We start from the raw sequence: 9,512 nt of genomic DNA, 5'->3' as shown, positions 1-9,512 counted from the left end.
TGCCTTGAGAGGTCAATAAAGATGTCGTAGGTTGATATTATCCCCTTGGTGGAAGGATATATTTCTTGACAAATACAACAAATACCGATTGATTTATTCCAATATTAAAAGATACCTATCTAGTTCTTTCTCTATATATTCAGATACCATTAAAATCATTTTGCTTGAATCAGCTTTTTCTGTGTATTCATAGAAACAATCATAGTAATTTTTTCTATCCCCAAATTTCACACTAATGGGTGGGTATCCATTTTTCATTAATTCTAGGTTTAATATTAATCTTCCAGTTCTTCCGTTTCCATCTATAAAAGGATGTATTCCTTCAAAGTTTAAATGAAATCTAGCAACTTTCTCTATATCATGTAACTTATTATCCTCATTGCTATAATTTCGCATCAGTTCCTCCATTTTAATACCAACTATATATGGCTGTGGTGGCTCAACTTTTGCACCTAATATTCTAACTGGTATTTTCCTATAAACCCCTCTATCCTGTGGTCTATCCATAAGTACTAATGAATGGATATCCTTTATGACCTTTTCTGATAAATTTACATTTTCAGAAACTAGTTCCTTAACATATTCAAAGGCATCTTTGTGCCCTACAGCTTCTAAATGTTCTTTTAAAGGCTTTTTATCAATAGTTATACCTTCTAATACCATAGCTGTTTCTTGAAGTGTTAAGGTACTACCCTCTATAGCATTTGAATTGTAAGTAAATTCAAGTAAAAATTCTTCCCTTAATCTTTCTAATTCTCCTTGAGTTAATGGTCTTCTTTTTTCTAACTCCGATTTTTTTGCATCAATACGCTTAAATAAATCTTCATATTGAGCAGGTATTTCTATCCCTCTTAGTGTTCTTTCATCTACTGGTTTTATTGCATCTATTGGAATCTTATAGGCACGACCATCTTTTATTGTCCCAGGAATCTTACCTTCAGAGCACAAGACACGTACACGCCTATCACTTATCTCCCATAGTTTAGCTGCTTGTTTAACCGTTATATGCTTCAAATATCTCACCTTCCTTATAAATATAAAATATCACATTATCGGAATAATAGCAAGTTATTTGGATTTTTCTACCTCCTATAGTTCCGAGCTAACTATTTCATCAAAGGATGTACCATACATAAATAGTTTTGACATTTTTCTCAATCCTTTCTTTCTGGTTTTAGACATAAAAAAATGGCGAAGTTTATTTGGTCTATTGACCAACCTAAAATTTCGCCATATGATATTTCTATATTTAGTTTTACATAAGAAAAAAGCACCAAGATTTTTTTATGTCTTAGTGCTTTGTTTTAATATATAATTTTATTTTTTATTTATTTTTTTAGTTTTACTTAATTATACTTTATAGCTCGTTGAGACAAGCTCAGATAAATAAAATTGAAAGTCATAAAATTTTAAGCATACTATCTTCTAGTGATATCAATAGCTCCATCAATTTCTATTAACTTGTCATAATTGCTATTTTGACAAACACAGTTACTTTTTAATTTATGCAATTTCTTCTTTAATATAATTATCTATTTATGATCTAAATGATTTAATAATTTCTTTCAATTTGATTTTATTACCATAGTTCAATGATCCAAAACGATAAATATAGATTGACAAAGATGCTAAAAGTACTACTGTTACAATCATTATTGCACTAGAGGCTATAACTGAAACTAGTGGTACACTTGTTAGCATATAGCGGATTGGCATTGTAAATAAGGAAACAAAAGGTATAAAAGATGTTATCTTAATAATCGAATTATCTGGCATCTGCATTGCAAGGGTAGCTGCTAAGTAGGCCAATACAAAAAGAAAAGTAATAGGCGCTACAGCTGAACTTACATCTTCTACTTTTGAAACTAAACTTCCCAAAGAAGCATAGATAAATAGATATAAGATATATCCTAGTACAGAAAATAGAATATAAATAAATAAAGTATCTAGGCTCATAGAAGCCTTAATCATATCTAAAATAAAGTCGGGATAGTTAACTCTATTGATAAAGAATCCAATAGCTGCTACTAAAAGCAAGGCTGAGATTTGTAAGATACCCATTGTTCCCGCGGCAGCAACCTTACCTAGTATAAGAGTTTTAGGCTTAGTAGAGGTAATTAAGAGCTCCATGGTTCTTGAATCTTTCTCCCGTGCTACAGAAGTTGCAACATTGGTTCCATATAAAAGAATGAGCATATATATAGTAAATATAACAACAAAAGCTATAATAGTTCCAGAACCAGCATCCTTACCTAGAATTATATTATCAGATTCTATAGGCTGCTCTATAATTTCATAAACTTTATCACTGTCTATACCTGCATCTTCTAGCAATCTTTTTTCGTTTACACTGCTAAATATATCTTCAAACATTGACTGCTCTGAATAGTCCATAATTTGATCGAAAGAAACATAAGTATAGTTATTAAAATCGTGAATTACATATCCAGACTTTACTTCTTCGCTTGAAACTGCTTTCTTTAATTCATCCTGATTTGAATAATCTGATTTACCCAGAACCGGAGTCAACGCGTTTTCTAGTTCTTCATTATCATAAACAAGATTAAATTCCTCAATCATTTCAACTCTTTCCTCTTCAAGACTTGTTTCAGGCTCGTCGCTCCCAAACCAAGTCATAAAGGTTGGTACGCTTGTAATTATAAGTACAATTATACACATAATAAGAGAAGTAACTATCATACTTTTACTTTTTAACATACCTTTTAGTTCAAAATTAAATACATTTTTAATTTGCTTCATCGTGAGCACCTGCTTTCTCTATAAATATTTCTTCAAGACTTGGCAAGTAATCCATAAACATTAAAACTTTAATATTTTTTCTAAACAAACTTTGGATAAACTCTTCTTTTGTTTCACTCAGGTTTAAACTTAAAATGATATATTCCTTTTCAATTCTATACTCGTAGTTGTCTAAAAAATTCAAATTGGACATATCTTCAAATCTTAAACGAAGCTTACCTTCTCCCATTGACTGCTTGATTTCATTTAAATTTCCATCTAAAATTATTTCACCTTTATCAATCAATGCAATATCATCGCAAAAAGACTCAATATAACTCATTTGATGAGATGAGAAGATGATTATTCTTTCTTCACTTATATAGTTTGTTAGTGCATCTTGAAATATTTTAGAGTTAACTGGATCAAGTCCTGAAAAAGGTTCATCAAGGATTAGAATATCAGGCTCGTTGATAAAAGCTTGGGTTATTTGAACTTTTTGCTGGTTTCCCTTGGACAAGGTTTCTAGTTTCTGGTCCAAATATTCTTCTATCCCAAACTCTTTACACCACATATTCATAGATTTAATAGCATCTGCCTTGCTGGCTCCTTTTAGTTGCGCAAAGTAAATCAACTGTTCTTTAGCTGTAAACTTAGAATACATTCCCCTTTCCTCTGGAAGATAACCTATTTTATAGTCTCTAGTTTTAAATTCCTTATCATCAATTGTTATAGTGCCACTATCTCCTTCGAAAACATCCATTATAATTCTAAAGGAAGTACTCTTACCAGCACCATTTCGTCCTAAATAACCAAATATTTGTCCAGATCTAACATTTAAATTAATATCCTTCAAAACATGTTTATCATTGAAAGACTTGTTCAAATTATTTATTTTTAAATTCATTTTCTGTTCTCCTTTTCTCATAATTTATATCATCTATTGACTTTATATTTAACCTATCTGCTATTTTTTCTAAATCATTTGTAATATGAGATGAAAAGAACACTGTATGTTCTTCATCTTGTATAAACTCTAACAATAAATCTAAAATATCTTTTCTTGCACCCACATCAAGTCCAGTAGTTGCTTCATCCATAATAAGAAGCTTGGGTCTTTTAGCTAAAGCAATAATAACTGATAGCTTCATTTTCATTCCTTTTGAGAATGTTCCTATATTTTGACTTTTAGGTAAATCAAAATAATTAATATAATCATCATAGAGACTTGCGTCCCATTTTTTATAGATTCGTTTAAAAACTTGATCTAACTCTTTAACATTCAAAATTCCATGAAAATTGAAATCATCAAATACTATACCAATGTTTTCTTTAATAATATTTAAATTTTCATCGTAATTCATACCGAAAATTTTTATATGACCAGAATCTTTTTCAATTAAATTTAATACAGCATTGATAGTAGTTGACTTACCAGCTCCATTTTCTCCTATAAACCCTACAATTCTACCTTTAGGAACATTAAAAGTAATATCATTTAATTTAAAATTTTTATTACCTAATAATTACTTTTGTGCAAGGACTTAAAATTCTTCAATTATTAAGAAATATTTTTAACCAATACTTCTACGCCTAAATCCAATGAACCCTAACCATGTAAGCACAGTAGCAACAACTATTAACACAATCAATGGGACAATTGAAAGCTCATGGATTGGAATACTATAATGGGCATAAGCGAAAGGTGTCCATTTCAGTGCAGACCATCCTACGATTCCAGCCTCCCAAAGCATCTCGATGAAAATAAACACACCTAATATAATCCAATTAAGAATAGCGCCAATACGTGGAAACCACCCATATAACAAGGTGGAAATACCTATAATTGCCCATACGGAAGGAATTTTTGAAATGCTCATGATTAACACAGGATAAAAATGGTTGAACTCCTTCGAGGCAATACTCCATCCTAATCCAGAAGCCAGACCAAGAATAAGTAGTATTAAAGCACTACCTGCGAAAGCTACCGTCAAATAGCTTCCCATCCATTCAAATCGACTTACGGGTCTTGATAATACCATCTCGGAATGATCTTTTTCTTCTTTCCACAGGCTCTGTACCATTGTGATAGCAAAGACTGATAAACCTGCCATCAGTCCCAGGATGTAAATTAAAATGGCCATGAAACCTTCCTGATTTCCTAGATTTACTATAGCCGCCGCCCAAGAAGTATCCATCTGGCTAAAAGTGGAACTCATAGCTTCGGATATATTGGGTGTACCCACACCCATAACCCCTCCAAGATAAGCCATACCAATTGCCCAAATCAAAATTCTCCCTCTATGCTGGCGCCAGGCAAAGGCCATTGGAGAATTAAGATTGGTAGATGCAGTAGTCGGTCCCTCTTTTTGAGGGATTAGGCCGCCCCCCATATCACGGTGCCCAAGCAACATATAAGAAAGCATCATCAATAGAGCAGAAAGCAGGACAAAAACTAATAATGGCCAAACATGATTTCCTGCAAATGGGAGTGTTACACGGAACCATGATTCAGGTGCAAACCATACCCAACCTGTATTTCCACCTCCCATATTATTTATAACCATAGTTACCATAGATAATCCATATATACCAAATACAGCTCCTCTTGCACTGCCACTGTATGTAAAAATCTGTGCAAATAATCCACCAATCCCAGCAAAGATACATCCGGAAGTAGCAAGAGTAAGTCCTGCTAGCAAGGAACCACTCCATGCAAAGCCAATTCCTATAAAATATACAGCAATCAATAGACCCGATAGAACACTTCCTCCACAAGAAAGAATAAAGGATGCAGATAGATTAGAGTATCTTCCTACTGGTTTTCCAAGAATCAATTCACTTCTTCCAGATATTTCTTCCGTACGAGTATGTCTAATCATAGTAAAGGCAGCTCCAAACATAACTATTATGGAAGCCTGCAGCAGACCCCTCCATAAGATTGCTCCTTCCATACTTAAAGGAACAACAGGTCCAAGCAAAGCAGATGTAAGAGGACTTTCAGATAATTCAATGATAAATATCTGCCAGTCTGCCATTCCTTTCACAAAAGATACCTGACTGATTACTACCATCAAGGATAGCAATATCCATATAGGTAGAATAATTCTATCTCGTCTAAGATAAAACTTAAGTAACTTAGTTGTACCAATAAACTTACTTTGTTTCATCTTTAATCCCCTCCCGAATATCTTCACCGTAATGACGCATGAATAATTCTTCTAGAGTAGGCGGTTCCGCTGTTAGAGAGATAATCCCCATCGGAGCAAGCTTACTCATCACTGTCTCTATAGAACTAGCATCCACCGAAAAACGCCACTTCTGTTCCTTTTGTACTGTATCATAAACCCCTTGCAATTGATTTAAGTTTATAGGTTTGGAAAGCTCTACAGTTATAGTTGTTCGCGTTAAATGCCTAAGTTCTTCAAGGGTACCATATTCAACTATTTTCCCCTGTCGAATTATTCCAACACGATCACAAAGTGCTTCTACCTCAGCAAGAATATGACTAGATAGAAAAACAGTTTTTCCCTGTTTCTTTAATTCTAAGATATATCCCTGGAAAATCTGCTCCATTAATGGATCAAGTCCACTAGTAGGTTCGTCTAAAATCAGCAACTCCGAATCAGAAGCAAATGCTGAAATCAGTGCCACCTTCTGACGATTTCCTTTAGAATAGCTACGGCATTTTTTCTTTGTGTCAAGCTGAAACATATCCACTAGTTCCCTGCGACGAGAAGGATTGATCTGACCATGCAAACGACCTAAGAAATCAATTACTTCACCTCCGGTTAAGTTGGGCCATAATGTCACATCTCCGGGCACATAGGCAAGCCTCTTATGAAGGTCAACAGCATCCTGCCAAGGGTCGCCACCTAATAGCTTTACTTCTCCCCCATTTTTACGAAGCATTCCCAAAAGGATACGGATGGTTGTTGATTTTCCTGATCCATTAGGTCCGCTAAACCCATAGACCTCTCCTTGTTTCACAGTTAAATCAACCCCACGCAAAGCCTGATGTTTTCCATAAGATTTAGTAAGTCCTTTTATTTCAATCATATTCATCATAACGCCCTCCAATCATTTATAGTATGCTTTTCGTAGCTCATTCAAATATTCGTCAAACTCATTTTGTATGTCCTTTAAATTAATACTTTCCAAATTTAAATTTTTAACTCTGTTTAATACTTGTTCTGCATACCCTCCAACAGCCCAAAAAATTAATTGTTTAGCTTTTTTAATATCTAAATTGTCCTTAAATCGTGATACATCAATATCACTGTAGAATTTTTCTAGACTATTAGCTTCTACCTTTTCCCGTCTCTCTAGTAGTTCAGTCATTATTTCCGATTCATCACAAACTGCCATTTTGATAAAATCAAAAATCCAAGGATATTTTTGCATAACTTTGATTTTAAGTAGTGAAGTCTGACGTAGCCGTTCAAATAAATCTATTTCCGCCAGGTTAACTTTATCAAAATACTCTTTTTGTAGAATATCAAGGCAGTAGTCATACAAGAATAGAAAAAAGTCCTTCTTATTATTTACGTAGTGAAACATCAAGGGCTTTGAAATTCCTGATTCCCTTGCGATAACATTTGTTGAGGCATCGCTAAACCCTTTTTTTGCAAATTCCCTTAATGCAGAATTCAAAAGAGCATTACGTCTTTCAGATTCTAACGACAAGAACTTTGAAAACATTTTAATCACCTCCACTATAAATCTATTTACCTGTTAGGTCAATTCAATTATATATCGATTTACCTATCAGGTCAATAGTTTTTTGCAAAGTTTTCTCATCTTTTTTATTGATAGCTAACTATTACAATCCATTAGAAATTATTAAATATCCCATAATGCTTCCTCATAACTTTACTTCAAGGTCTTACAACCATTAATATTGTACTGAATAAATTTATTCACCTTCCCATTCCATCTCTATTCCATACTTGAATGAGATGTTGCAAAATTCGTTAAATATCAGTAATCTTGAAAATAAAACAACCCATCAAAATACCACTAATGCACTATTTTTGAGGGTTGTTTTATTTTTTTCTCCAGCATGCAGACTGTCTCAACATGGATTGTAAAAATAGAATCAATGTCATACAGACCTACTGCACTCCTAGTGGAACAATTTATTTATGAACTTAACTATAATTTATTATCCAATTTAATAATTCCATTGATGCACTGGATGAACAAAATATAAAGAATATACAATTTGAGTGTGGATTATTTTAACAATTATATTCAGTTGAAAATATCTATCAGGATTAATCGTAAATTATATTTTTTCCTTCTTCCTGTAACCTTTTTAAAGATGTCAGCATATGATTTATTTCTTTATCAGAATGTCTTTCCCATGAACCTAATTCAGCTATTATTTTCAAAGGAGATTTAGACCTATAAGAACGTGTAGGGTTACCATGAAATCTTTTATCAGTTAAATTTGGATCATTTTCAAAATCACCTAATGGCTCTACAATGTAAATTCTTTCCTTTAATTTAGATCCTGCTAATTCAGCACCCCATTTAGCGGTATCTAATGTTGCAGTGAAATATATATAATTGGATTTTTTATCCTGGTAATTTGATAAGTGTTGTGGTTTTAATAAATCCCCAATTTTTAGATCTGCTTTAGTGCCATGAAAGAAAGGGCCATTATCTAAGACATCATTTTTGCTATTCATACTGATTCACCCCTTGTATTTTTAGATTTATGTATAACATTATAGTGTAGAAATTATAAAAAGGGTAGTCTATAAATAATATATGAATAATAATATAATGTAAGTAGAGAATGTGTTGTCGAACGATAATTACCTATTCCTTACGTCTTAATTAGCTATTGAAATCGATGATCATTGGAGTTCTTATGGAATATCATGAAAACAATTTCTGAAACACCATAACTCTCCATCTCCTATTTTGAAATTCTATTAGTGTTTTATTTCACATAATCCTACCACGATATCGCTATATATAAATTAAAAGTTATAAAAATTATCTAAAACAACCCCAATGATATCGCAAAAAACTTTATATCTTAAATATTAATAGCAATCCAATCTGTCGTATCTTTCACAACCTTATCTGCAATTGATTGATTCTCCTCAAAAACATTAAAAGTATGATCTGCATGTTCAATAATTTTAGACTCACGAACTTTTCCTCTGCATATGCCAACAATTTCTTTGGCATGGATGTATGGAACTAGAGCATCCTCAGTACCAGATACGGCTAATATTGCTCCTTTATATTTAGATAGGCTTTCCATGGGAGAAGAGCCCCTAATATCATCAAACCATTTCTTAGACAATATCAAATCATCACGCCATGTCATAGGTATCTTCACATATCCATTTTTTTCTGCTTCTTCATAGTATTCTTGAAACCATCCGGAAAAGACTCCTTCTCCATTATGACATGCTCCTGACCAGCTAATTGCAGCATTTATTCTTTCTGGATATTTTCCTAAAAACTCTGCCATTACCCGAGCACCTTGACTAAATCCTAAAATAGCTATTCTACAGGAATCAACTTTTTCACTCTTACGAATATAAGCATAAACTTTTTCAACATCATCAACTTCCCCGTAAAAAGTTAAATCCTGTTTCTTTGCAAGACTTTCTCCGCAACCTGCAAAATCAAATCGTATAGATGCAATTCCTCGTTCTCTAAGAGATTCTGCTAATCTCACAAATAGATTTCCGGCTTCATTTTTACTAGACCCCGTTCCATGACACAAAATAACTGTAGGAAATTTTTTA

General features: G+C 33.0%; 9 protein-coding genes. All 9 read right to left on the bottom strand.

Annotation, left to right across the window (positions count from 1 at the left end):
• Window positions 1–93: 93 nt before the first annotated feature.
• Window positions 94–1,014, bottom strand: a complete 921-nt coding sequence (locus tag ACTHW2_RS07155; RefSeq protein ID WP_442263273.1) for a Fic family protein — start codon at window positions 1,012–1,014, stop codon at window positions 94–96.
• A 522-nt stretch (window positions 1,015–1,536) separates the two neighbouring features.
• Window positions 1,537–2,760: an ABC transporter permease gene (locus ACTHW2_RS07150; RefSeq protein ID WP_442263272.1), complete on the bottom strand. Its 1,224-nt coding sequence runs from the start codon at window positions 2,758–2,760 to the stop codon at window positions 1,537–1,539.
• Window positions 2,747–3,646: an ABC transporter ATP-binding protein gene (locus tag ACTHW2_RS07145; RefSeq protein ID WP_442263271.1), complete on the bottom strand. Its 900-nt coding sequence runs from the start codon at window positions 3,644–3,646 to the stop codon at window positions 2,747–2,749. Before ACTHW2_RS07145 ends, ACTHW2_RS07150 begins: the two co-directional genes overlap by 14 nt.
• Entirely contained in the window at window positions 3,627–4,232 is a 606-nt protein-coding gene (locus ACTHW2_RS07140) for an ABC transporter ATP-binding protein (RefSeq protein ID WP_442263274.1), read from the bottom strand. Before ACTHW2_RS07140 ends, ACTHW2_RS07145 begins: the two co-directional genes overlap by 20 nt.
• An 81-nt stretch (window positions 4,233–4,313) precedes the next feature.
• Window positions 4,314–5,909 carry an ABC transporter permease gene (locus ACTHW2_RS07135; protein WP_442263270.1) on the bottom strand — a complete coding sequence of 532 codons (1,596 nt, stop codon included), beginning with the start codon at window positions 5,907–5,909 and terminating at the stop codon, window positions 4,314–4,316.
• The gene (locus ACTHW2_RS07130; protein WP_442263269.1) at window positions 5,896–6,804 is read right to left on the bottom strand and encodes an ABC transporter ATP-binding protein; all 909 of its coding nucleotides are present in this window, start codon (window positions 6,802–6,804) and stop codon (window positions 5,896–5,898) included. The genes ACTHW2_RS07135 and ACTHW2_RS07130 overlap by 14 nt, the downstream gene beginning before the upstream one ends.
• A gap of 15 nt (window positions 6,805–6,819) precedes the next feature.
• Window positions 6,820–7,440 carry a TetR/AcrR family transcriptional regulator gene (locus tag ACTHW2_RS07125; protein WP_442263268.1) on the bottom strand — a complete coding sequence of 207 codons (621 nt, stop codon included), beginning with the start codon at window positions 7,438–7,440 and terminating at the stop codon, window positions 6,820–6,822.
• A 575-nt stretch (window positions 7,441–8,015) separates the two neighbouring features.
• Window positions 8,016–8,432 (bottom strand): NAD(+)--rifampin ADP-ribosyltransferase, encoded by a 417-nt coding sequence (gene arr, locus ACTHW2_RS07120; RefSeq protein ID WP_442263267.1) that lies wholly within the window; start codon window positions 8,430–8,432, stop codon window positions 8,016–8,018.
• A gap of 356 nt (window positions 8,433–8,788) precedes the next feature.
• Window positions 8,789–9,512: alpha/beta hydrolase family protein (locus ACTHW2_RS07115; protein WP_442263266.1), on the bottom strand; the 724-nt coding region annotated here is incomplete at its 5' end.

The sequence above is a fragment of the Tissierella sp. genome (genome assembly GCF_052089545.1).
Classification (GTDB): domain Bacteria; phylum Bacillota; class Clostridia; order Tissierellales; family Tissierellaceae; genus Tissierella_A.
This window is presented reverse-complemented; position numbering and strand designations above follow the sequence as displayed.

What these genes read in the sequence shown, in the direction of transcription:
- ACTHW2_RS07150 (WP_442263272.1), bottom strand. Translation starts at nt 2,760, where the DNA reads ATGAAGCAAATTAAAAATGTATTTAATTTTGAACTAAAAGGTATGTTA.
- ACTHW2_RS07145 (WP_442263271.1), bottom strand. Translation starts at nt 3,646, where the DNA reads ATGAATTTAAAAATAAATAATTTGAACAAGTCTTTCAATGATAAACAT.
- ACTHW2_RS07135 (WP_442263270.1), bottom strand. Translation starts at nt 5,909, where the DNA reads ATGAAACAAAGTAAGTTTATTGGTACAACTAAGTTACTTAAGTTTTAT.
- ACTHW2_RS07130 (WP_442263269.1), bottom strand. Translation starts at nt 6,804, where the DNA reads ATGAATATGATTGAAATAAAAGGACTTACTAAATCTTATGGAAAACAT.
- ACTHW2_RS07125 (WP_442263268.1), bottom strand. Translation starts at nt 7,440, where the DNA reads ATGTTTTCAAAGTTCTTGTCGTTAGAATCTGAAAGACGTAATGCTCTT.
- arr (WP_442263267.1), bottom strand. Translation starts at nt 8,432, where the DNA reads ATGAATAGCAAAAATGATGTCTTAGATAATGGCCCTTTCTTTCATGGC.